General features: G+C 70.6%; 21 protein-coding genes. 11 read left to right on the top strand and 10 right to left on the bottom strand.

From position 1 onward, the window contains the following. The 3 genes from D7W82_RS08255 to D7W82_RS08245 all read left to right on the top strand — a co-directional run bounded on the left by D7W82_RS08255 (nt 1) and on the right by D7W82_RS08245 (nt 5,888). Complete coding sequence (locus tag D7W82_RS08255; RefSeq protein WP_120617804.1) at nt 1-1,422, top strand: IgA Peptidase M64; 1,422 nt, start codon at nt 1-3, stop codon at nt 1,420-1,422. Between the two features lie 140 nt (nt 1,423-1,562). Then, nucleotides 1,563-3,503 (top strand): lamin tail domain-containing protein, encoded by a 1,941-nt coding sequence (locus tag D7W82_RS08250; protein ID WP_120617803.1) that lies wholly within the window; start codon nt 1,563-1,565, stop codon nt 3,501-3,503. 171 nt (nt 3,504-3,674) lie between these two features. Continuing rightward, nucleotides 3,675-5,888 carry a lamin tail domain-containing protein gene (locus D7W82_RS08245; RefSeq protein WP_233587380.1) on the top strand — a complete coding sequence of 738 codons (2,214 nt, stop codon included), beginning with the start codon at nt 3,675-3,677 and terminating at the stop codon, nt 5,886-5,888. On the opposite strand, the gene D7W82_RS08240 is transcribed toward D7W82_RS08245, so the two are convergent. Next, nucleotides 5,889-6,428 carry a hypothetical protein gene (locus tag D7W82_RS08240; RefSeq protein WP_147439264.1) on the bottom strand — a complete coding sequence of 180 codons (540 nt, stop codon included), beginning with the start codon at nt 6,426-6,428 and terminating at the stop codon, nt 5,889-5,891. A 145-nt stretch (nt 6,429-6,573) separates the two neighbouring features. Beyond that, entirely contained in the window at nt 6,574-7,479 is a 906-nt protein-coding gene (locus D7W82_RS08235; RefSeq protein WP_120617801.1) for a LysR family transcriptional regulator, read from the bottom strand. A 102-nt stretch (nt 7,480-7,581) separates the two neighbouring features. Here D7W82_RS08235 and D7W82_RS08230 point away from each other — a divergent pair, with 102 nt between their 5' ends. Then, the gene (locus D7W82_RS08230; RefSeq protein ID WP_120617800.1) at nt 7,582-8,298 is read left to right on the top strand and encodes a type 1 glutamine amidotransferase domain-containing protein; all 717 of its coding nucleotides are present in this window, start codon (nt 7,582-7,584) and stop codon (nt 8,296-8,298) included. Nucleotides 8,299-8,310: 12 nt separating this feature from the next. Here the strand turns inward: D7W82_RS08230 and D7W82_RS08225 are convergent, their stop codons facing one another. Continuing rightward, the gene (locus D7W82_RS08225) at nt 8,311-9,132 is read right to left on the bottom strand and encodes a class III extradiol ring-cleavage dioxygenase (protein ID WP_120617799.1); all 822 of its coding nucleotides are present in this window, start codon (nt 9,130-9,132) and stop codon (nt 8,311-8,313) included. 148 nt (nt 9,133-9,280) lie between these two features. Here D7W82_RS08225 and D7W82_RS08220 point away from each other — a divergent pair, with 148 nt between their 5' ends. Next, entirely contained in the window at nt 9,281-9,736 is a 456-nt protein-coding gene (locus D7W82_RS08220; protein WP_120617798.1) for a hypothetical protein, read from the top strand. 87 nt (nt 9,737-9,823) lie between these two features. Here the strand turns inward: D7W82_RS08220 and D7W82_RS08215 are convergent, their stop codons facing one another. Continuing rightward, nucleotides 9,824-10,243, bottom strand: a complete 420-nt coding sequence (locus D7W82_RS08215) for a FixH family protein (protein WP_233587379.1) — start codon at nt 10,241-10,243, stop codon at nt 9,824-9,826. Between the two features lie 89 nt (nt 10,244-10,332). Between D7W82_RS08215 and D7W82_RS08210 the strand changes: the two genes are divergently transcribed. From D7W82_RS08210 to D7W82_RS08200, 3 genes are read left to right on the top strand one after another with little or no spacing between them, the layout of a single operon-like run. Next, entirely contained in the window at nt 10,333-10,881 is a 549-nt protein-coding gene (locus tag D7W82_RS08210; RefSeq protein ID WP_120617797.1) for a hypothetical protein, read from the top strand. Then, nucleotides 10,878-11,510 (top strand): SCO family protein, encoded by a 633-nt coding sequence (locus tag D7W82_RS08205; RefSeq protein ID WP_120617796.1) that lies wholly within the window; start codon nt 10,878-10,880, stop codon nt 11,508-11,510. Before D7W82_RS08210 ends, D7W82_RS08205 begins: the two co-directional genes overlap by 4 nt. 32 nt (nt 11,511-11,542) lie before the next feature. Further along, nucleotides 11,543-12,199 (top strand): cysteine hydrolase family protein, encoded by a 657-nt coding sequence (locus tag D7W82_RS08200; protein ID WP_233587378.1) that lies wholly within the window; start codon nt 11,543-11,545, stop codon nt 12,197-12,199. 60 nt (nt 12,200-12,259) lie between these two features. Here D7W82_RS08200 and D7W82_RS08195 read toward each other — a convergent pair whose 3' ends face one another. The 5 genes from D7W82_RS08195 to D7W82_RS08175 all read right to left on the bottom strand — a co-directional run bounded on the left by D7W82_RS08195 (nt 12,260) and on the right by D7W82_RS08175 (nt 16,249). Further along, complete coding sequence (locus tag D7W82_RS08195) at nt 12,260-12,610, bottom strand: DUF2019 domain-containing protein (RefSeq protein WP_120617795.1); 351 nt, start codon at nt 12,608-12,610, stop codon at nt 12,260-12,262. 322 nt (nt 12,611-12,932) lie between these two features. After that, a complete protein-coding gene (locus D7W82_RS08190; RefSeq protein ID WP_120617794.1) occupies nt 12,933-13,286 on the bottom strand; it encodes a DUF2019 domain-containing protein in 354 nt (117 codons plus the stop codon). Continuing rightward, nucleotides 13,283-14,683 (bottom strand): hypothetical protein, encoded by a 1,401-nt coding sequence (locus D7W82_RS08185; protein WP_147439263.1) that lies wholly within the window; start codon nt 14,681-14,683, stop codon nt 13,283-13,285. The genes D7W82_RS08190 and D7W82_RS08185 overlap by 4 nt, the downstream gene beginning before the upstream one ends. A 45-nt stretch (nt 14,684-14,728) precedes the next feature. Continuing rightward, complete coding sequence (locus D7W82_RS08180; RefSeq protein ID WP_120617792.1) at nt 14,729-15,478, bottom strand: SIMPL domain-containing protein; 750 nt, start codon at nt 15,476-15,478, stop codon at nt 14,729-14,731. A gap of 126 nt (nt 15,479-15,604) precedes the next feature. Continuing rightward, complete coding sequence (locus D7W82_RS08175) at nt 15,605-16,249, bottom strand: hemerythrin domain-containing protein (protein WP_120617791.1); 645 nt, start codon at nt 16,247-16,249, stop codon at nt 15,605-15,607. A gap of 305 nt (nt 16,250-16,554) precedes the next feature. Here D7W82_RS08175 and D7W82_RS08170 point away from each other — a divergent pair, with 305 nt between their 5' ends. Continuing rightward, nucleotides 16,555-17,526: a PDR/VanB family oxidoreductase gene (locus D7W82_RS08170; protein ID WP_120617790.1), complete on the top strand. Its 972-nt coding sequence runs from the start codon at nt 16,555-16,557 to the stop codon at nt 17,524-17,526. 87 nt (nt 17,527-17,613) lie between these two features. Beyond that, the gene (locus tag D7W82_RS08165; protein ID WP_120617789.1) at nt 17,614-18,291 is read left to right on the top strand and encodes an RDD family protein; all 678 of its coding nucleotides are present in this window, start codon (nt 17,614-17,616) and stop codon (nt 18,289-18,291) included. A 31-nt stretch (nt 18,292-18,322) separates the two neighbouring features. Here the strand turns inward: D7W82_RS08165 and D7W82_RS08160 are convergent, their stop codons facing one another. Beyond that, the gene (locus D7W82_RS08160) at nt 18,323-20,716 is read right to left on the bottom strand and encodes a serine/threonine-protein kinase (RefSeq protein ID WP_120617827.1); all 2,394 of its coding nucleotides are present in this window, start codon (nt 20,714-20,716) and stop codon (nt 18,323-18,325) included. 347 nt (nt 20,717-21,063) lie between these two features. On the opposite strand from D7W82_RS08160, the gene D7W82_RS08155 reads away from it, so the two are divergent. Next, nucleotides 21,064-22,818 carry a S8 family serine peptidase gene (locus D7W82_RS08155; protein WP_120617788.1) on the top strand — a complete coding sequence of 585 codons (1,755 nt, stop codon included), beginning with the start codon at nt 21,064-21,066 and terminating at the stop codon, nt 22,816-22,818. Nucleotides 22,819-22,881 lie beyond the last annotated feature (63 nt).

The raw sequence follows: 22,881 nt of genomic DNA, 5'->3' as shown, positions 1-22,881 counted from the left end.
ATGCGCGCTTCCCTCCTGCTGTTGCTGCTCACGGCGAGCACCGCCCTCGCCGCGCCCCGGACGTTCCGCGTCGACTACTTCCACACCGGCAACGCCACCGAGGAGCGCTTCAGCCTGGAGCGGCTGGTGGTGGAGCCCCTGCCCTGGCCGGGCCACCCGGCGCGGGCCATCGACGAGACGAACCTGGGCAAGTACCTCTTCGAGGTGCGGGACCGGCGGACGAACCGGCTCCTGTTCTCGCGCGGCTTCGCCTCCATCTTCGGCGAGTGGGAGCTGACGGACGAGGCGAAGCAGGCCCACCGCACCTTCAGTGAGTCGCTGCGCTTCCCCGCGCCGGACAGCCCCGTCCAGGTCATCCTGAAGAAGCGCGACGCCCAGAACGCCTTCCGCGAAATCTGGTCGCTGGTGGTGGATCCGAAGGACCCCTTCGTGGATCCCTCCTCGCCGCCCGCGCCGGGCCCGCTCTTGAAGCTGCTGGAGAACGGGCCGCCGCAGGACAAGGTGGACTTCCTCATCCTGGGGGACGGCTACACGGAGGCGGAGCGCGCCAAGTTCGAAAAGGACGCGCGCAAGCTGGTGGACATCCTCTTCAGCTATTCCCCCTTCAAGGAGCGCAAGGCGGACTTCAACGTCTGGGGGCTGATGCCCAAGGCGGCCGAGTCCGGCATCTCTCGGCCCTCCACCGGCGTCCACCGCCGCCCGCCCCTGGGCTCCACCTACGACGCCTTTGGCGCCGAGCGTTACATCCTCACCTTCGACAACGCCGCGCTGCGTGACACCGCCGCCTTCGCGCCCTACGAGTTCGTGGAAATCCTCTCCAACGGCAACACCTACGGCGGCGGAGGCATCTACGGCCTCTTCAGCACCGTGGCCGCCGACAGCCTCTGGGCGCCCTACGTCTTCGTCCACGAGTTCGGCCACCACTTCGCGGGGCTGGCGGACGAGTACTACACGTCCGCCCCCATCTACGGCGCCGCGCCCGCGGAGCGGGTGGAGCCCTGGGAGAAGAACGTCACCGCCCTCCACGACCCCGCCCGGCTCAAGTGGAAGGACCTGGTGGCGCCGGGGACCCCGCTGCCCACGCCCTGGAACCAGCCCGCCTATGACGCGCATGCCCTGCAGGTGCAGCAGCGCCGGCAGAAGATTCGTGCGGAGCGCAAACCCGAGTCGGAGATGGACGCGCTCTTCGTGGCGCAGCGGGACTGGGAGGAGAAATTCCTGGGCACGCAGAAGTTCTCCGGGAAGGTGGGCGCCTTCGAGGGGGCGCACTACGAGGCGAAGGGCTACTTCCGGCCCCAGATGGACTGCATGATGTTCACCCGCGACCGGGTGCCCTTTTGCGCGGTGTGCCAGCGCGGCATCACGGAGGTCATCGACCTGTACGCGGGTCCAGCGTCCGCTCCTGCACGGAAGAGTCCCTGACTTCCTTCGATTCCCAGGCCCCTGGGCGTCCTTTCGCGTGACAGGGACGTGGCAGGTGGTTGGGCAAATGGACGCCCCTCTGTCTTCGGGTGTAAGGGGGACCGCACCTGCAATCTGGACCCTATCTGGGAGGCATTCACATGCTGAAGCAGAGCCTGAAGCGGAGCTGGCTGCCGGCGCTCGTGACCACCGTGTTCGTCACGGTCGGCACGGGTTGCGGCGACGAGTGTGTCGATCAGTTCGACTGTCGTGACAAGGGCGCGCCGCCCGCGGGCCAGACGTGGACCTGCGCGGAGAACAAGTGCGAGCTGCGCACGCTGAACCTCCCTCCGGAAGAGGACGCGGGCACGGACGTGGACGCGGGCACGGACGCGGGCACCGACGCCGGCACGGAGACGGACGGCGGCACGGGCCCCCAGTCCTGCAACCCGGCCTGCGCGCTGACCGAGTCCTGCGACATCGCGGCGAACACCTGCACGCCCTCCAGCGTCACCACGCCGCTGGCGGATACGAGCGCGCAGATCGCCGCGTTCGTCGCGGCCCCGGCGGGCGCCCAGGCGACGGCGCTGCCCATCAGCGGCGCGTTCGTGACCTTCATCAAGCCCGCGGTGGCGGGCAGCGCGGCCACGGAGGCCTCCGGCTTCTTCCTGCAGGCCGAGGCCAACGGCCCGGCGATGTTCGTGCGCGACTCCGCGTCCACCACGACGGTCGCCGTCGGTGACCGCGTGACGCTGAACGTCACGGACAAGGAGATCATCAGCGGGCTCAACGTGGCGAAGACCGTCACGGACCTGACCGTGGTGAGCAAGAACCACGGCGTGTGGAGCCTGGACACGGCGACGCCCGCGGGCCTGAAGGTGGACGTGAACGCCGTCAGCACCTTCGAGGACGGCGGCACGACCAGCGTCTACGAGAGCCGCGTGGTCACCGTGTCCGGCAAGCTGGAAGCTGGCCAGGGCAGCGGCGTGGCCTTCACCGCCTTCCCGCTCATCACCACGGGTGAGCAGTCCCCCAGCCCCCTGCGCCTGCGCGTGCCCACCGCCCTGTCCACGGACCTGGACCTGGTCACCGGCTGCGACGTGACCGTGCCCACCGGCATCGTCTGGCGCTTCACCGCCCAGCCGCAGGTGTCCGTGTTCGCGCCGGAGCAGCTCACCGTCACCGCGTGCCCCGCGCCGAAGCTCACCGAGGCGCGTCCGCTGAACGGCACGGAAGTGCGGCTGACGTTCGACCGGAAGCTCAACGCGTCCAGCGTGCAGGCGGAGGACTTCGGCATCACGCCGACCGTGGCCGTGTCCGCGGCGACGGCGACGGGCAACCAGGTCTCGCTGACCACCGGAGACCTGACGGCTGGCACGGAGTACACGGTGACGGTCAACGGCGAGGTGACGGACCTGGCCGGCAAGGCCGTGGACGCGACCGCCAAGACCGCGACGTTCACCGGCCTGACGCCTCCTCCGACGGGCCCGTCGCTGGTCATCAATGAGATCGACTACGACAACGTGGGCACCGACAACGCGGAGTTCCTGGAGATCTTCAACCGCGGCACCGAGGCGGCGGACCTGACCAACGTCAAGCTGGTGTTCGTCAACGGCGACTCCACCGCCAACCCGCGCGTGGAGTACCTGAAGTTCAACCTGGCCGACACCAAGGACGCGGCTGGCAACGCGGTCACGTCGCTGCCCGCGGGCGGCTTCATCGTCGCGGCGGCCGAGCCGTACTTCACCACGACGACCCTGCCCGCGGGCACGCTGCGGCTGGTCATCAAGTCGGCCTCCAACGCGAACACCGACATCATCCAGAACGGCAGCGGTGACGGCGTGGGCCTGGTCGACGACGCGGCGGGCACGCTCCTCGACAGCGTGTTCTACGAGCCGGGCGCCCAGAACCCCACGTTCACCATCACCACGGCCGCGGGAGCCAAGTCGCTGAACTTCATGGAGGGCACGCGCACCACCGCCTCGGACTCGAACGGCGCCGTGGGCTCCCTGCAGCGGTCCCCGAACGGCAACGACACGAACGACAACAACGCGGACTTCGCGTTCGTGACCACGCTGACCCCGGGCGCGCCGACGCCGTAGTCGTCGCGTCTGACACCTTGCCTTGAGCCAGGGCCGCGTTCCCCCTCCGGGGAGCGCGGCCCTTCTTCTTGGATGACAGGGGGATGTGCGATTCTTGGAAACATGGGGATGCACCGCCCGTCATCGCGATGGGCCGTGGTCCCTTTCCGGCGTCTGGACCGGATGGCTTCCATGTCCCTCCCTCGCATCGTCACGCCCCTGCTCGCCCTGCTGCTCGCCGCGTGTCCCGGCTCCACACCGCCGCCACCGGTCGTGCCTTCCGACGGCGGGGTGAAGGCCGACGGCGGCGCGTCCGACGGAGGCGGGGAGCAAGCCGATGGTGGCGAGCAGGGTGACGGCGGCCTGTCTCCCGACGGTGGCGGCGACGGCGGCATGGCGGATGGCGGCGAGCCTGACGATGGTGGCGTATCCATCGACGGCGGCGAGCCCGGCGACGCGGGTGCGCCCGAGGATGGCGGCAGCATGTCCCCCGATGCGGGAGAGCCCGATGCAGGCATTCAGGCGCTGACCGTGACGTCCCTGGGGCTCGGGGACGGACGCGTGGGGGAGCCCTACGCCATGACGTTCACGGCCTCCGGCGGGCGGGCGCCGCTCACCTGGAGCTTCACCGGCACGCTGGCCGCGGGGCTCACCCTCTCCACCGACGGCGCCCTGTCCGGCACGCCCACCGCCGCGGGCACGGTGCCCTTCACCGTCACCGTTCGCGACGCGGACGGCCAGACCGCGTCCGCGCGGCTGCTGCTGCGGGTGGAGCCGCTCCTCTCGCTGTTCACCGTGGGCCACTGGAACCTGGAGTGGTTCGGCGCGCCCAACCAGGGACCGGCCAACTCCACCTCCGACGGCGGCGTGACCGACGACCTCCAGGTCGCGGGGGCGACGAGCGTCATCCGCGACGCGGGGGCCCACGTCTGGGGCCTGGTGGAGATGGTGGACACCGCGGACTTCAACACGCTCCTGGCGGGCCTGCCTGGCGGCTACAGCGGCTTCCTCGCCAACAACACCAGCTACGTCCTCAGCGGCACGTCGCTGTACTCCGCGGGCGAGCAGAAGCCCGGCATCGTCTACGACAGCTCGCTCACCTATCGCAGCGCCCAGGTCATCCTCACCGCGCAGGCCGCGGACTTCGGCGGACGCCCGCCGCTGCGCGTGGACTTCACCACCCGCATCCACGGCGAGGACGCGCCGCTGGTGGTCATCGTCACGCACATGAAGGCCTTCGAGGACATGACGTCCTATGGCCAGCGCGAGCGCTCCTCGACCGCGCTCAAGAGCTATCTGGACCAGTGGCTGCCCGAAGCGCGCGTGCTCGTCATCGGCGACTGGAACGATGACCTGGACCACTCCATCTCCACGCAGAACGGCGTCGCGCTGCCCACGCCCTACGCGAACTTCCTGGACGACCCCACGCACTACACCTTCCTCACGAAGGTGCTGACCGACGCCACCATCCGCACCACCACGGAGTACAACGACGTCATCGACCACACGCTCGTCACCGACGAGGTCGCCGTGGACGCCGTGCCCGGCGGCGTCCAGGTGCTCCGCCCCGACACGTCCATTCCGGACTACGCCCACACCGTCAGCGACCACTACCCCGTCCTCACCCGCTACGACCTGAGCGGCGTTCCCGGTCCGCGCGTGCGGCTCACCGCGCCCATGGACGGCACGTTCATCGTGGGCACCTCGCTGACGTTCACGTGGCGCTCGGCGGGCGTGAGCGCCGTGCGCATCGAGGCCTCCTACGACAGCGGCGACCTCTGGGACGTCGTGGCCCCTTCCGTGAGCGCGAGCGCGGGGACCTTCACGTGGACCGTGCCGGACGTGGAGAGCGACCTGGTGCGCGTGCGCGTGGTGGACACGGCCAACCCGTCGCGCTTCGACATGAACTCCGGCCGCATCTGGTTCACGCACACGGAGCCGCGAGTGATCATCAACGAGCTGCTCGCCAACGAGCCCGCGCTCCCCGGCACCACCGCGCACGAGTTCGTGGAACTCTACAACGCGGGGACCGCCCCCATGGACCTGTCCGGCTGGAGCCTGTGGGACGCCCTGAACCCGCAGCACGTCTTCGCCGCGGGCACGGTGCTGCAACCGGGCCGCCCCCTGGTCGTCTTCGGTGGGCCCATGGGCTTCCCGGCCGGCACGCCCGACACCGTCGCGGCCTCCAGCGGGTCGCTGAGCCTCAACAACACGTCGGACAGGGTGCAGCTCAAGCGCCCGGATGGCGGCGTCGTGGACAGCGTCGAGTACTCCAGCACCGTGGACGCGGTGTCCATCAACCGCGCTCCGGACCTGTCGCCAGACGCGGGCTTCGTGCTGCACACCACGCTGACGCCCGGGCTGCAGTCCTCGCCGGGCCGGCGCGCGGACGGAGGCGCGTTCTAGTCAGCGCAGCGGCGGGGCCTCGGGGTCGGGTCCGGGAGGCTTGACCGCGGGCACCGCCTCCACGTCCCGGGCGATCCACTCCTGGCCATGGTCCTCGTAGGTGACGCGGATCTCGTCGCCCTCGGACAGGTCATGCAGCTGCACGTTCTCGTCGGCGCGCTTGAGCCGCGTGGCCTCGTCCACGAAGACCTCCTGCTCCAGGCCATGGCCGTCCACGAAGAGCAGCTCGTCGTCGCCCACCCAGGACACGCGGCCCGCGGCCCAGCCCATGGGCCTCGGCTGCTGGCCGGAGCCGCCCGTTCCCTCTGGAGCTGGAGCGGGGGGCGGCGCGCCCCTGGCCTCTGAACCCGCGGTCTTCAGCGCCTTGGGATCCACGGTCTCCTTGGAGGCCATCAGCCCGCGAAGCACCTCCGAACGTCCCTCGCGGTGCTTCGCGGAAGGGCCGTCCGCCCCCGGCTCGCCGCCGTGGCACGCAGACAGCCCCCCGAGTCCCACCAGGCCCAGCACCAGCAGGCCCGCCGTCCCGCGCATTCTCCGCATTGGCCACGTCCTCCCGCGTCGTGCGAAGGCGCCCGCATCCCGACGGAGTCCTCCTCCATGGCGCGCGGGCCCGCTCTCCCCCGGTAAAGATGGGGACACCCTGCCCCGCCGGGAACCACGAGCACCGGGGCTTGGGCCTGGGTGCCTATCCGGCCAGCAGCCAGTCGCGAACCGCGAGGAAGCGGGCCGTGGGTGCCGCGGCGCTTCGCCACGCGACATAGAGCGTTCCCCGAGGCCGCCGCGCGGAGCGACGGCCCGGCTCCGGCGTGAGCGTCACGACCCGCTTCTCACGCACGGCGGGCGCCACCAGGTAGTCGGGCAACACCGCCAGCCCCACGCCCGCCTCCACCAGGGACAGCATCTCGTCCAGGTTCGCGACGCGGCACACCACCTGCGCCGGCAGGGGCTCTTTCGGCCCGAAGGTGGCGCGCCACCACGGCGCCAGCATGGCCAGGTCCGCGTCGAAGGCGATGAACCGGTGCGCAGCGAAGTCGCGTGCCCCGCGCGGCGTCCCCCACCGCTTCAGGTACGCGGGCGCGCCTATGGCGACGAACTCCTCCTGGGCCACCGCACGGACCTCCAGGCCCGGAGCGTCCGGCAACAGCCCGAGGATGCCCAGGTCCAACGCCCCCTCCAGCAACAGCCGTGACACGCGGCTGGGCACGTCGAAGCGCACGTCCAGCCGCAGCTCCGGGTGTCGCGCCAGCAGGCCCGGCAGGCGGGGCCGGAGCCAGTACCGGAAGAAGGGCCAGGGGCCGCCCAGGGACACCTCGCCGCGCACCGCGCGCTGGGCTTCGGAGGCCGCCTCCAACGCCGCGTCCAGCGCGGGCAGGTGCTCGCCCAGCCTCGCGACCAGGGCGGCTCCCGCCGGAGTGAGCCGGGCCCGGCGCCCCACCCGTTCGAACAGCGCCACGCCCACGTGCCGCTCCAGGGCCTTGAGCTTCTGGCCCACGGCGGAGGCGGTGATGCCCAGGCGCGTGGCGGCGGCCGCGTGCGTGCCCGCCCGGCTGACCTCCCACAGCGTCCAGAGCGCTTCGTGATTGCCAAGCATGGCTTCAGTTTATGTGAAGCGGCTCTCGATTTTCTTGGGGACGGCCGGGACGTATCTCATCGCCCATCGCCCCAGGAAGAGGGGCTCGAAGGAGGACGTCCCATGGAAGCGCTCACCGCCGTGAAGGTGCTGCTCATCGTCACCAGCCACTCGCAGTTCGGGAACACCGGGGAGAAGACGGGCTTCTGGTTGGAGGAGCTCGCCGCGCCGTACGAGCAGTTCACCAGGGCCGGGGCGCAGGTGGACATCGCGTCGCCGCTGGGCGGAAAGGCGCCCGTGGATCCGCGCAGCGAGAAGGAGCAGACGGAGGACACGCGCGCCTTCCTCGCGGACGCCGAGGCGACGAAGAAGCTGGCGAACACGAAGGTGCTCGCCCAGGTGAAGGACACCTACGACGCGTACTTCGTGGTGGGCGGGCACGGCGTGATGTGGGACCTGGCGAAGCACGCGCCGACGCACCAGCTGCTGTCCGCGGGCTACGCGCGGGGCTCGGTGGTGGCGGCGGTCTGCCACGGCCCGGCGGCGCTGGTGGGCGTGAAGGGACCGGACGGCGAGCCGCTGGTGGCGGGCAAGCGCGTGGCGGCTTTCAGCAACGCGGAGGAGCAGGCGGCGAAGTTCGACGCCATCGTCCCCTTCCCGCTGGAGACCCGGATGCGCGAGCTGGGCGCGCGCTACGAGTCCGGCCCGTTGTGGAAGAGCTTCACGGTGCGGGACGGGCGGCTCGTCACGGGGCAGAACCCGGCGTCCTCCGCCGCCACCGCGCGGGAGGTCCTGAAGGTCCTGGCGGAGAAGAAGCAGGCCCCGGCCCCCAAGGGCTGAAGCCCGCTGCCGTCAGCCGAACTGGAAGCCGGAGATGCGCGTCCCCATCATGGAGCCGGACCAGGCGGTGGTGCCCCGGTCCTCACCGGCGGCACCGGCGGCGACCATCAAGGGGAGCAGGTGCTCCTCGCGCGGATGGGCGAGCCGCGCGGAGGGGGCCTGCATCCACTGCGTGAGCCTGGCGTCACGCTCGGCCGCGGGAGAGGTGACGGCGTCCTGGACCCACGCGTCGAACTTCGCGGAGACCTCGTGGGCGCGAGGGTCTCCGAAGGCGCGCAGGTTGTGGAACGTCATCCCGCTGCCGATGATGAACACGCCCTCGTCGCGGAGCGGCGCGAGCGCCCGGCCCATGGCCAGGTGCTCCGCCGGGTCCAGCCCCTGCTTCAGCGACAGCTGGACGCAGGGGATGTCCGCCTCCGGGTACGTCAGCTTCAGCGGGATGAAGGTGCCGTGGTCGTAGCCGCGCGCCGGGTCCTCCGACGTGGCGATGCCCGCCGTGGAGAGCAGTTCGCGCACGCGCGCGGCGAGCCGTGGGTTGCCCGGCGCCGGCCAGGGGATGCGGTACGACTCCGGCGGGAAGCCGTAATAGTCATACAAGATGGGCGGCGCGGCGGACGTCATCACCGTGGCCACGGGCTCCTCCCAGTGGGCGGAGATGACGAGCAGCGCCTTGGGTGGCGTCGCGAGCTGCTGGCCCACCTGGCGCAGGTAGTTCGCGAGCGCCTGGACCTCCGCTTTCGGGAGGCCCATCTCCACGAAGGGCCACGGGCCGCCGCCGTGAGGGATGAAGACGACGGGCAGGCGCGCGGAGGCGTTGGACGGGTCGGTCGGCATGGGCGTTCTCGCCCCCATTCAACTCCACGGACGGACTGGCGCGCCAATGCACTCGGAGTGGAGCATCCCATCCCCTTGAGGCACGGCGGCGTCTGCTATGAAACCGCGCTGGGGGACGGAGGTGCGGTCCCGTCGCGATGGGGGTGGCATGAAGAGCATCATCGGTTGGGCGCTCGCCGCGTTCGGCGTCATCGGCTTTGGCATTGAGATCGACAAGCTGATCAGTGGCACAGCGGAAAACACGGTCGCGGGGTTCATCATCGGCGCCGTCTTCGTCCTCGGAGGACTGGCGCTCGTCCGCTCCGCGCGGCGCGCGAAGCTGCCGCCCGAATTGAGGGATGCGCCTGTCGTGGTGCGGCCCTCGCTGGACTCCCGCGACGTCGAGCGGGCCGTGCTCGCCTGCGCGCAGGGGCACGGCGGTCGCGTCACCATCGCCGAGGTGGCGACGGGCACGCACCTCTCCTTCACCGAGGCCAAGGAGGTGCTCGAGGCGCTCTCCCGCGCGGGTGCCTGCACCGTGGACGTCACGGAGAACGGCGCGTTCATCTACGAGTTCACCGGACTCATGCCGCGTGAGACGGCCCCCGCCGCGCTCAAGTCCTGAGCCCCGCGCTCCCGCTCAGACCTCCTCGTCGGGCAGTGATGGCACTCCACCGGCCGAACAGCTCCCTGCTCGCAGCGCCCGCCGCGCCTACCGCCCCAGCTTGAGCGTCACGGTCGCGGAGTCCTCCACCGCTCCCTTCAGCGTGAAGCGCAGCTCCCAGACGCCGGGCATGAAGAGGTCCGCGTCGGAGACCTCGAAGCTCCCTGGCTCTCTCACGGTGACTCGGGGCACTTCGGAGATGCCGTGGCCCATGGCGGGCATCCAGGGCTGGACGGACAGCACGACACCGGGCACCGGCTTTCCCGACACGGCGTCGGTGATTCGCACCTGGAGCACTTGAACGCCTCTCCGGAGCGGTGTCATCGAGGAGAGGACCTCGACGCGGAGCCGGCCGGATGCGCTGGCCACTGTCCCCACGGTGGTGGCCGCGCTCACCTGGCCAGCGTCGGGTGCGGCGGAGGGCGTCGCTCCCAGCAACAGCATTCCCATCAGCAGTGCCTTGATCATCCTTGCCGTGTAGCGGAAGAGGCCCACCCGGGTTCTGCGACAAGGTGTCGCATCGCGCAGGCGCGCTGGATGCGCGAGGGTGCGCCGTCATGTCCGCCCTTTCGTCCTCTTCCGCGCAGCCCCGCTCGTGGGTGTTCGTGGTGCTGGGAGCCGCGGGGCTGACCGTGTCCGCGCTCGCATGCGCGGCGCTCGTGCTGGTGCTGGACTTCGCCTGGTCGGAGGCGCCGCCTCCGAATGCCGCGTGGGAGCTGGAGGTCCCCCCTCCTGTGTATGGGCCACTGCCCTCGCTCACCCTTCGCGATGCGCGGGGCCAGCCGCTGGAGACCGGGCAGCTTCAGGGACAGCTCACCCTGCTCCAGTTCGCGGTGGAGGCGGATGCGCACCCCCTCCCCTTCCTGCGGCAGGTCCAGGAGCGGCTGGAGGCCGACGGCGTCCCGGTCCAGGTCGTCATCGCGTCGTCGCGCGACTCCACGGTGCTCCACCCGGACTGGCAGCCGCTGCGAGACAGCGGACGCCTCCTGTTGCTGGTGGACCAACGCCTCCAGGTCCGGGGCGTCTACGACGCGAACCAGACGCCATCCACTCCCGAACGCGTCATCACGGACGCGCGCTGTCTGCGCTCCTGCCCCCCTCTATGAAGACCCCATCCCTCTTCGTGCTCGCCGGAGCAGCGGTCATCGCGTTGCTGTTCACCGCGTGGCCTCGCGTTCAACGCGAACGCGCGCGCATCGCCGCGGCGAACCTGCCCCTGTACGGGCCGCTCCCGCGCTTCGAGCTGACCGCCCAGACGGGACGTCCTTTCTCCGACGCCGACATGCGGGGCCACCTCTACGTGGCGGACTTCTTCTTCACCCGCTGCCCCACCGTGTGCCCGCTGCTCACGGAGAAGATGCTGCGCGTGCAGCGACAGGCCCGGGAGCAGGGCTTGGACGTGCGCTTCGCCTCGTTCAGCGTCGACCCTCGCCACGACACGCCGGAGCGGCTGACCGCCTATGCGCGCGACCACCGCATCGACACGTCCAACTGGACGCTGCTGACAGGGCCGCTGGACCAGGTGGAGACGACCGTCCTGGAGGGCTTCCGGGTGATGATGGGCCGCGACGCCGACGCGGGCGAAGACGACTTCTTCAGCGTCTTCCACGGGGAGCACTTCGTGCTCGTGGACGCCCGGGGACAGCTTCGCGGCTACTACCGGGTCACCGAGGGAGCAGGCGGCTTGGAAGCCCTGCTCCGGGACGCCGCGCTGCTGGCCCAGGCGCCGGAGTAACAACACGGAATTCAGGAAAGCCAGAGGGTCCGGTGAGTAGACTCGTGCGGCCGTCCATCCCCGACCCGGAGAACAGAGTGTCGCACCCCACGATCCGCACCATCCTTGGCGCATCCGCCCCGGACTCGCTTGACCCCTTCAGCACCGCATTGCTGGTGATCGACTTCCAGGAAGAATACTTCAGCGGAAAGCTGCCCATTCCGGATGGGACGCGCGCACTGAACAACGCCAGGCGGCTCATCGCCTTCGCGGATCGGCACAAGCTGCCGGTCTTCCACGTGTGGCACGTGAGCCCGTCCGGCGCTCCCGTCTTCGCCCACGACAGCGCGACGGTCTTCTGCCACAAGGACCTCCAGCCGGCCGCCCATCACAAGGTCGTGAAGAAGAACCACATCAGCGTGTTCCAGGGCACGGAGCTTCATCACGAGCTTCAAATCTCCCGAATCAAGACGCTGATCATCTCCGGACTGATGACCCACGCCTGCGTGTCCGGCGCGGCGCGGGATGCGGTCCCCCTGGGCTACAACGTCATCGTGGCGGACGACGCCTCGGCCACCCGGGACATCGATGCGCCCGGCGGCGGCACCATTCCCCATGATGTGCTGCACAAGTCCGCGCTGGTGACCATCGCCGACACCTTTGGCGCCGTCATGGGCACCAGCACCATCGTGAATCTGGACGTCCGCTGACGTGACGGAAGTCAGCGGGCTCGCCGCACAGGACGCGCCCGCTTTCTTCCCGCAGCCTCGTCAGGCGAGGTCGAGGGCCCAAGAACCATCCTGCCAATTCCGCAAGGTTTGCTGGGCCCCCAGAGCTGCCAGACCCTGGCCCTTTGCTGCATCTTCCAGAAGCGCCGTGGCTTCGGCGGTCTTGTCCCGAAGCAGGAACGCAGCAGTAGTGACCCTGACATCCATACGCGCGTGAGAAAAAAGCGCAGCCAGTGCATTGAGGCCAGCGTCGCCCTTCTCACGCAACGCCATGAACGCGGCAAGCGCCTTTTCGGCATGCTTGTTGCCCGCCCTTGCATCCCCCCGAAGGATGCAGTCCGTCTGCGCCGCGATGTTCTGGGCGAACTCCTCTACGAACTTCTCAAGCGACATCACCAGACCCTATTTTTCACGTTCTCAATGGCTCGAAATCCGAAGGCGCGTTGAGCTTCGAAGGACTGTGTGCTCAACCATTCTCGCACTGTCTTGACAGCGCCGCGCCCGTGCCGGTCGTGTTGGACCGATGGAGGATGATGGCCGCGCCGGTCCCTCCACTCACCACCGACGCCACGCCCCCTGCTGGCACCGCGACGCGCTCCAGCGCCAGCGCGCCCTCCGCTGACAGCGAGAGCGGTAGGCCCCAGCGAAGTAGCTGTCCACGAAGTCTTCCATGGGGATGAGGTCTGGAAACATCAGCTCCACACGCCTCAGAGGCTCATCCCGGGTCCAGCGCCCAAACACCCAACTCCCAGTTCTTCAGCACCTGCGCGGCTTCAAAGGCGATCAACCCTTCACCTCGCGCAGCCTCTTCTAGAACAGCCTTCGATTCGGCCGTCCGATGCCTCAAGAGGTATGCCGCCGCCATGGTACTGACGTCCTTGTCGGGGTGCTTGAGCAGCACGGCAAGGGCATCCCGACCCGCATCTCCCTGCCCCTTCAACTTCCGAACAGCCGCGATGTAACGATCCGCATGCTTGTTCCCAGCCTTGGCGTCCCCACGCGCGATGGATGCCGTCTGCGCTGATACATTCCGCGCGAACTCCTCAACCCACTTTTCGAGCTCCGTCACCAGATTCCTCTCGTCACGTTCTGGATCGCCAGCAATCCGAATTCGCGCTGCGCCTCAAAGGATTGAGTGCTCAGCCACTGCCTCACCGTCAAGGTTTCCGAGTTCGTGAGTCTAGGCCGTTTCGACGAATAGAGAGAACTCACTCCACTGTGAACATCCTTGCCAAGTGCGACGATGTTCTCGCTGTTGTGGAGAGTCTGTGGCCCGAAGCGAGACGCATTCCCCTCCGTCTGCTCCACGATGTGGTGCCACTCCTTGCCGTCCCCTGCGGGTCCCATTGCCCGCTTGAAGGACTTGAAGGACGAATAGCCCTTCGGCCCACTCGACGGCGCCGCGCCCGTGCCGGTCGTGTTGGACCGATGGAGGATGATGGCCGCCCCAGGGCCACCGCTGAGTACCGCCGCCGCGCGCCCTGCTGGCACCGCGACGCGCTCCAGCGCCAGCGCGCCCTCTGCTGACAGTGACAGCACCGGCACCGTGGCTTCCGCGCCCAGCGCCATCCCCTTCAGCGTCCGCGTCGTGGCCGAGGCCGCGCCCCAGGTGACGAGCATCCCCGTCGTCAGCCGTGACACTTCGCGGATCTGCTCGCCACGCGTCATGGACTGGAAGCGCTCCCAGTACGCGGGCGATGACGTGATGAGGGCCGCCACGCCCGCTGGCAGATGCCTCAGTCCCGCGATGCTGTCGGCGGGACGCGTGAGCACCTGTCCCAGCGCGTGGTACAGCTCCACGAAGGCATCCTCGGCTCCGTCCAGGGTGCGGCCGATGACGTCCGCGTCATCGTACACCTCGGCCAGGGGACGCCCGTCCGAGACCTGGAGCCGCGCATCCATGGCGCGGAAGACACCGCCCTTGCCGCTGTAGAAGCGCCCCAACTCGAAGCCATGCGCTCGAAAGGCTCCGTCCCTCCACTCGACGGGCGCCACCCTCTGCTGGGTGCGGCCGCTGAGTGCCCAGGCGAGGCAGCCATCCGGTCGCAACACCGCGACCTGCTCCCGGGAGAAGCGCTCCACCCGGCGCAGCAACTCCTCGCGAGAAGTCTCGCCTCGCTCCAGCACCTCTCGCAGCAGCAAGCCCGCCACCATGCGGGGCGGCAGCGAGTCCAGCGTGACGGGCTTGCGCAGGAGGACTTCCAGCAGCCGCACGGCTTGCGTGGGCGTGAGCGTACTCCCCCACAGGGGCTGCTCGTCCCGCGCGTCCAGCCCCGCGTTCGTCAACAGTTGCTCCCAGGCGTCCGTGCGCACACCGGAGCTCGCGCTGGCGCGGTCGGCATGCGTTCCTGGAGCTCGCGCCCTCGCGGACTCCCGGGGCGAATAACGCAGGGTCCTGCTGGAGACAGCGGGCGCGCAGCCCGTGAAGAGCAGGACCGCGCAGCACACCAAGACACCTGTACGCATGGAGCCACTCCAAGTCCGGACGCAGCTTGGAGTGTCTCGCGTTGCCTACTGGATCGCGAAGATGAGCGTCACCTTCGCCTGCACCGTCTGCTCCTCCGGCTGGATGGGCGTGGGGGGCGCGGCTCGCGACTCCGCCATGTCCATGGCGAAGGTGGCCGGGTACAGGCGCGGGGCTTCCGTCACCGTGCTCGCGTCCAGCACCGCTCCCAGCTTCACGTTGAGCGACGCGGCCAGCACCTCCGCGGACTTGCGCGCTCGCGCCACCGCCTGCCGCAGCGCTTCGCCCTGCACCGCGTCCTGGCGGCTCAGCCCGAAGCGCACCGAGTCCACCCGGTTCGCCCCCGCCGCCAGCGCCTTGTCCAACAGGCTCCCCACCTTGGACAGGTCCGTCACGTGGACGCTCACCAGGTTGCTCACCCGGTAGCCCTTCAGCTTCGGCTCACCGCCCTGCGGCGGCGACGGCGTGTACTCCGGATAGACGTTGTAGTTGCGCGTCTGCAAATCGCGCTTCGCGATGCCCGCCCCCGTCAGCGCCGCGAGCACCTTCTCCATCCGCTTCGCGTTCTCCTCGCCCGCGGCCTTCGCGTTCTGCGCGGACGTCTCCACCGCCACGTCGATGAAGGCCTCGTCCGGCTGCGCCTTCACCTCGCCCGTGCCCTCCACGCGCAGCGTGCGCACCTGCGGATCCACCGGCGGCCGGGGCTGCGGTGAACCGGCCGGGCCCTGCGTCTGCGCCGCGGCCGTGAAGCCCGCGAGCACCACCAGCGTCGTCAACATCCTGCGAACAGCGGACATGGCGCCTCCTTCCCAAGGCGGGAGTACCTTCGCGCATCCTGGCGCGAAAGCCTCTCATGCCCCTCCGGACGCCCCAGCCCCGGCGGACATTCACCGGACCCGAGGCGTCCTGCGCCGGACGCTCGCTCAGTGCAGCGAGTCACCCGCCGAACCCACCGACATCATGGACTCCAACGGCTTGCGCAGCGGACGCGGCGCGGACTTGCGCACCTGCGTGACGGCCTTGCGGCGCGCCGTGCGCAGCGCGTCCCGGCCCATGTCCATCACCGCCGCCACCGCCCCCGTCAGCAGGTTGCCCGGAGGCGTGTCCGGCGCGGCCGGGTGCGGGTGCGTGGGCGCGCCCTTCTTCGCCAGCTCCAGCGCCTCGCCCACCTGCCGCAGCTCCTGCGGCTTGAAGGCCTTCTTCACCTCCGGGAAGAGGTACTGCTCCTCCTCCGTGACGTGCGCGCGCACGTTCTCCATCAGCACGTGCACCTTCGCGTCGAAGCGCTCGGACTCCGGCGGCAGCGTGTCCAGCTCCGACAGCACCCACTTCACCACGTGGTGCTCCTCCAGCGCCCGCAGCACGTCCGAGGACAGGGCCTCCGAGCGCGCGCGCACGGCCGGGTAGAAGACCTGCTCCTCGATGGCGGCGTGGATGGACAGCTCCCGCACGATTTCGTCCACCAGCTTGCGCTTGTGCGCCAGCGCGTGGTCCCCCGCCTTCTCGAACTTGCGGAACAGCTGCTCCACCGTCTTGTGGTCCGCCTTCAGCAACGTGATGGCATCCATGGGCTGTCTCCCTTTGCGTCGAATCGGGGGCCGCGCCTCCCCCATCGCGAAGCCGCTCGGGCCCAGGCAGGCCCTGGCGCAGCGCGGCACGGGGTGAAGGGTGGGGATGGATTCACGGCCGTGCCCACCCCCGCCGCCCTGGCCCCCGCGTCCGGACGGAGGGCAGCCGGGCGACAGGCCCCTTCTGTCCGGTATCGGTCGGAAAACCGCACCCGGCCCCACTCCCCGGTCGGCCCGGGAGTGCACACCGTGCGCGGCCAGATCGGTCTCGCGCGGGCGGCGGGCAAGGGAATAGGGGCAATACCGTGACGACGAACACGCTGCGCCTCCGGGTGGCGCGCATCACCCGTGAAGCGGAAGGCATCCAGTCCTACGAGCTGGTCTCCCAGGACGGCGGCGCCCTGCCCGAGTTCGAAGCCGGCGCCCACCTGGACGTCCAGGTGCCGGGGCTGAACGGCATGCGGCAGTACTCGCTCTGCAATGACCCGGGCGAGACGCACCGCTACGTCATCGCCGTGCAGCGCGACGCCAACGGCCGCGGCGGCTCCAAGGCGATGCACGAGAACGTCCACGAGGGCGACGTGCTCACCGTGAGCGAGCCCCTCAACGACTTCCCGCTGCTCTACGGACGCAGCTACGTGCTCATCGCGGGCGGCATCGGCATCACGCCGCTGTTGGCCATGGCGCGCCTGCTGGAGCGCACCGGCGCGGAGTGGGTGCTGCACTACTGCACGCGCGACGCGGACCGCACCGCCTTCCGGGAGCTCTTGTCCACGCCGTCCTTCGCGGGACGCGTGCACGTGCACCACGACGGGGGCGACCCTTCGAAGGGGCTGGACGTGCGGGCGCTGCTCGCCACGCGCGGCCCGGGCACCCGGCTGTACTGCTGCGGCCCGGCGGGCCTGATGAAGGCCGTGCGCGAGGCGGCCACGCTGCACAAGTGGCCCTGGGAGAAGGTGCACTTCGAGGCCTTCACCGCGGAGGGCACGTCCGCCACCCACGCGACGCCGGAGGAGGACTTCGAGGTGTCGCTCAAGAGCACCGGCCAGGTGCTGCGCGTGCCGGCCGGCAAGAGCGTGCTCAACGTGCTGCGCACCCACGGCGTGAAGGTGGAGAGCGACTGCGAGGCGGGCTCCTGCGGCACCTGCGTCACCCGCGTATGCGAGGGAACTCCGGACCACCGTGACACGTTCTTCCAGCAAGAGCCCGCGGGAAATGCGCGAATGCTGGTCTGCGTGTCTCGCGCCCGGTCCAAGCGGCTGGTGCTGGATTTGTAGTGACACCCCCGGGCCCGGCGTTTTGAAGCGCGCCTGGGCGCGGCGGGCCGCCTATGCTCGCGCCCCGCTCGTACACGAGAGAGGCTGATGAGCGAAGGGACGTTGTTCTCCATGGACACTCCGCCCACCGAGGCCCGGTTCCAGAACCGGCTCTGGGTGGCGGATGCATTGGACCTCACGGGCGCGGCGCTCGTGGGTTGGGGGGCGGTGCGCGCGGCGGAGTGGGTGTCCACGCCGGCGCTGCTGGGGTTCGCCATGGGGGCCGCCTGGGTGGTGCTGTCCTGCGTGGGCGGGCTGACGGGGCTCACCCCGGGCCGCCACGCGCTGGGCCTCAAGCTGGAGCGGGCGGAGGGAAAGGTGCCCGGCCTGGGCGCGGGGCTGCTGCGCGCGCTCACCGCGCCGGTGGAGCTGCTGCTTCAGGTGGTGCTGCAACGCCGCCCGCTGGATGCGCAGCTGGGCGTGCACGCGGCCGTGATTCCGGGTGGCCTCCGGGGCTGGGCGCGGAGCCTGCCGCTGCCGCTCGTGGGGTGGGTGCTGCTGGCGGGCGCGGTGTGGAGCATCGTCACGCCCACGCGTCAGGAGATGCTCCAGTACCTGGACCGCACGCTGACCGGGTGGCACTGCTGCCACGGCACGCGCGAGGCCACCTGGCAGTGCCGCGCGTCCCTGTCCCGCGCGGTGCGCAACGCGAACGGCGGCGACACGGAGGTCGCGGAGTTCCTGCGCAACGAGTGCCCCGTGGCCGCCACGCGGCTCAAGCCCTGAGGCGTCACGCGAGCCCGAGAGGGCCCGCGTTTCAGCGCTTGCGCAGCGCGAAGGTGTCCTCGCCCTCGTCGCAGCTCACCCACACGGCCTTCTCCGGTACGACGGGCAGCTTCTCGTACACCTTGAAGTAGCGCTCTTCCAGCTTGACGGTGTGAGTCTTGTAGGGCTCGAGACTCGCCATCCGCGCCTGCCTCCGTCCGCTCAGGACGATGGCGCAGTTGTGCCAGGTCCGGGTGTCGGAGCTGATCACATAGAGGGTGCTGTTGAGCCCCAGGATGCCGTCGATCTCCGCGGAGCCCAGGAGGCGTGAGCGCTCCACGGGCTTCGGCTCGGGCGCGGGCGCGGGCGCGGGCGGCGCGGCCTGTGGAGACTCGGCCACGGGCGTGGGCAGCGTCGGGCCCGAGGGGCGAGCGGTCATCAGCAGGAAGCGCGGCTCCTTCGCCGCGTCCGCCTCCGCGTCCAGCCGCACGTCCATGCGCTTGCGGCTCGGGTTGATGGACACCACGGTCGCCGTCCCCAGCACCGGACGCTTGCGGGTCCCCCTCTGGATGGGCCCCACCACCTGGAACACCGTGCCCGCGTTGATGCCCGAGGGCACCGTGACGTTCACCACGCGCTGACCGCCGCCGGTCGCACCAATCTCTACTGCGGGCAGCCTCGCGGACACCATCTCGACCTGAGGCGTCGCGGGCCGCTTCGTCCCGGGGACGGGCTTCGACGCGGGTGAAGGCTTCGCCACCGGCTCGGGCTTCACTTCCGGTTCCCCCGCCACCATGCCCGCGTCCACCGCCGCTTCAGTTGGGGGCTCCTCGGTCGGCGTCACCGCGGGAGGCGGCTCCTCCACCTTCGGGGGCGCGGCGGTCACCACCGGCTCGGACGGCGGAAGCGCCTGGGGTGCCACGGGCTGCTCGGCCGTGTTCGGGCGCAGCACGTAGGCGGTGATGCCCACGGAGGCGCCCACCAGCAGCAGCGCCGCCACGGCGATCCGCGCCACCGGCCTGCGGGACTCGGGCTGCACCGGCAGCGGTCCGGACGTGCCCGCCACCACCGCGCCCTTGGGAGACGCGGGCGACAGGTGCACCGCCGTGGCGCCCAGCGCGGCCGCGTCCACCTCGTCGGTGCTCCGCGCCACGCCGCCAGAGCCCGGCGTGCTCGGCGCCACGCCACCAGAGCCCGACGTGGCAGAGCCCGGCGCGGGCACGGCCACGCCACCTGAGCCAGATGTGCTCGGCGCCACGCCACCGGAGCCCGAGGGATGGGACACGAACGTGCCCCCCGGCCCGAGCGCCGGTTCGCCCACGTCGATGCGCCCGGTGTTGGGCCTGTTCCCGGTGGGCTCCTCCGTGGCCTGGACGGCCGCCGCGTCGGGAGTCGCACCGCTCCCGGAGCCGCCGTACAGCCCCGTGCCCGAACCGCTCCGGGGCGCGGGCGACGGCGTGCGCCGCTCCCCGTGCACGCTGGACGTCAGCTTGCGCTGCTCGGCGAAGGCCTCCGGGCAGAGCGCGCGCACGAACTCGCCCACCTCCTCCGCCCCAATGGGGCTCCCCGAGCGCAGCAACTCCGCGTTGAGCGCCCGCGCGAACTCATCCGCCCGCGAGTACCGGTCCGCCGGCGACGGCGCCAGCGCGCGGCGCAGCACCGCCTCCAGCGACGGCTCCACGTCCGGACGGAAGTCCGTCAGCGGCGGCACCACCGGATGCGACATCGCCGCCATCATCTCGCCCACGGTGCCGTGGGGAACCAGCCCACGGCCCGCCAGCATCTCCCACACCACCACCGCGCAGGAGTAGATGTCGCTGCGATGGTCCAGCGGCTCGGCGCGGACCTGCTCCGGGGACATGTACCCCAGCTTCCCCATCACCGTGGACGGCAGCGTGTACTTGCTGCGCGCGGTGGACTTCGCGAGGCCGAAGTCGATGACCTTCACCTCGCCCTCGTACGACACCATCACGTTGTGCGGGGACACGTCGCGGTGGACGATGCCCAGGGGCTCGCCGTCCGTGCCCGTCTTGCGGTGCGCGTACCCCAGCCCCTCCGCCATGCGCTGGCCGATGTAGAGCGCCACCGGCGCCGGCACCGCCCGCCCCTGCACCCGGGCCTGCTCCAGCAGGTACCCCAGGTCCACGCCCGCCACGTACTCCAGGGCCATGTAGTAGGTGCCGTCCGCCTCGCCCATGTCGTACACCTGGGCGATGGAGGAGTGCACCAGGTGCACCAGCACCTTGGCCTCGTGGTGGAACCGGTCCAGGAACTGCCGGTCCTTCACCAGCCCCGGCAGGATGGTCTTCACGATGCAGGGCTTTTCGAAGCCCGCCGCCCCGGACAGCTTCGCCAGGTACACCTCTCCCATGCCGCCCTGGCCCAGGAGGTGGACGAGCTCGTAGCGCCCGAAGAAACGGGGGGACTCTGTGGGTGCGGTGCTCATGGCTTTCGCTCCGGAGCGCAGCATGGACTCCCCCATGGAATCAAGCCGCGCACCTCGCGCCACCCCTCCTTGCCAGCCTTCGGACACCCCTGGCGCGAAAAAGAGAAAGTCCCGGGGGCAACGGAATTCCCGAGCCTGTGTTCCGACGGACAACAGGTCTGTTGTGCACCCGCGCACGTCCTGGCTGCCCCTGGGGCCTGGGGACGATGCGAGTCCGCGCGGGGATGCGTTCCCTCATCGCAGCACGCCGCTTCCTTCCCCTGCGAGGGGGGCGGGCTCCTCCCGGTCCTCCGCCATGCAGGGGGACCGCCCTCAGGAGGGGCGTCCTGCTTGGAAGGAGTCGCATCATGAGGCATTGGGCATTCGTCGGGTTGCTGGCGCTGGCCGCGTGTGCGCCAGAGTCGTCCCCTCGCACCTCCGCGCAGGGGCATGTGTGCCCGGGCGTCGTGGCCGGAGGAATGACGGTCCGTCAGGGGCTGGATGGACACCTGCCCTCCCGGGCACAGGAGGACGGGCGCGAGCCGGTCATCATCCGCTTCCGCCGGGGAGACCGCACCCAGGCCTCCAGCGTCACGGCGTCGGGCGCCAGCTTCACGGCGAGCACCGGCGCGAAGGTGGGCGCCGTCTACCGCAACATCCCCGCGGTGGCCGCGCGCGTGACGCCCGAGGAGCGGCTCCTGCTGGAGCGCAGCCCCCTGGTGGAGAGCATCGAGGCGGACCAGGTCTGGGCCGCCCAGGGCCTGACGCCCGGGCTGCTCGCGCCGCTGCCGCGCCAGGTGACGGCCGTCACGCCCGTGCCGGCGGACGAGTACACGGAAGGCCTGCGCCTGGTGCAGGCCCCGGACGTGTGGGACGCGGACCGGGACGGCGTGCTGGACGTGGGCGCGCCCACGGGCGAGGGCGTGCGGGTGTGCGTCATCGACAGCGGCCTGGACATGGACCACCCGGAGTTCCAGGGCGCGGTGGCGGGCACCCACGACTTCGTGGACGAAGACGAAGACGCCAATGACCGCGGCCCCCAGGGCCAGTGGGGCCAGGGCCACGGCACGCACGTGGCGGGCATCATCGCGGCGCGCATGGGCCACGGCGGCAACACCGGTCCCCGCGGCGCGCCGGGCGGCATGGTGGGCGTGGCGCCCAACGCGTCGCTGCTCATCGCCCGCGTGCTGGACCTGTCCGGGCAGACGCAGATGAGCGTGGTCCTCTCCGCCATGGAGTGGTGCGAGTCCCAGGGCGCGCGCGTGGTGTCGCTGTCGCTGGGCGGCGGCAACCCCACCCGCAGCACGGTGGAGGCGTTCCGCGCGCTGAAGGACCACGGCCTGCTGGTGGTGGCGGCCGCGGGCAACCAGGGCGGCCCGGTGCTGTACCCCGCGTCCGACCCGTCCGTGCTCGCGGTGGGCGCGGTGGACGCGAACGAGCGGCGCGCGAGCTTCTCCAACGGGGGCGCGGAGCTCGCGCTGGTGGCGCCCGGCGTGGACGTGCTGTCCACCTTCCCCCGGGGGCTGGGCGCCTCCGCGGAGATGTCCCTGGACGACACGTCCCCCATGTCGCGCTCGCTCCTGTACTCGCCCACGGGTGACACCGCGGGGCGGCTGGTGGACTGCGGCCTGGGGGATTCGCTGGCCTCGTGCTTCGAGGCCACCTGTGACGGCTTCGTCGCCTACGTGCGGCCGGGCGCGGTGCCGGTGTCCGAGGCCATGGCCAACGTGATGATGCAGGGCGCGCGCGCCGTCGTCTTCGGCTCCGACGACGCCCCCGCGGGCGGCGCGGTGGACATCCTCTCCCTGCCCCGCATCGGCCGCTGGGCCCCCGCCGTCAGCGTCAACCAGGCCGCCAGCACCATGCTGCGCGAGCGGCTGGGCGCGGACGCGCGGCTGTCCCTGGTGCCCGTGGACTACACCCACGTCTCCGGCACCTCCATGGCCGCGCCCTACGTGAGCGGCGTGGCCGCGCTGCTCTGGAGCGCCCGTCCGGAGCTCACGCCGCAACAGGTGCGCGACGCGCTGGAGGCCTCCGCGAAGGACCTGGGCATCGCGGGCCTGGACCCCGTGTTCGGCCACGGCCTGGTGCGCGCGCGTGACGCCTTGCAGCTTCTGCCGTGACGCACTCACTTCTCAATTCATGGGAAGCATCAGCAGCGCATCACGGACGCGGAGCGTGGCTGT

The organism is Corallococcus sp. CA049B, from assembly GCF_003611685.1.
Taxonomy (GTDB): Bacteria; Myxococcota; Myxococcia; order Myxococcales; family Myxococcaceae; genus Corallococcus; species Corallococcus coralloides.
This window is presented reverse-complemented; position numbering and strand designations above follow the sequence as displayed.